The sequence below is a fragment of the Pseudoalteromonas sp. RB2-MNA-CIBAN-0110 genome, from assembly GCF_040309305.1.
GTDB classification, from domain to species: domain Bacteria; phylum Pseudomonadota; class Gammaproteobacteria; order Enterobacterales; family Alteromonadaceae; genus Pseudoalteromonas; species Pseudoalteromonas arctica.
Map to the genome: position 1 here is coordinate 1 of NZ_JBEOOQ010000168.1, position 275 is coordinate 275.

Below are 275 nucleotides of genomic sequence, written 5' to 3' on the forward strand. Positions count from 1 at the left end.
CAACACTACAATTTCTTTTGGTTAGAAATTGGAGCGGTACACGAGGCTCGAACTCGTGACCTCGACCTTGGCAAGGTCGCGCTCTACCAACTGAGCTAGTACCGCATTTTTTATTTCTTCAGTTATTTTACGTTGGTGCGCGACGGGTCGCGTTCAACATTCTAGCAACTGAGCTAGTACCGCATTTTTACTTCTTCAGTCATTTTACGTTGGTGCGCGACAGGTCGCGTTCAACATTCTAGCAACTGAGCTAGTACCGCATTATCTGTGGATTA

The 275-nt window shown here is 46.2% G+C and carries 1 tRNA gene; it reads right to left on the reverse strand.

The annotated features are described in order from the left end of the window. Positions 1 to 29: 29 nt before the first annotated feature. Positions 30 to 105: transfer RNA gene (locus tag AAEY68_RS21025), tRNA-Gly, on the reverse strand. Between the last annotated feature and the right edge of the window lie 170 nt (positions 106 to 275).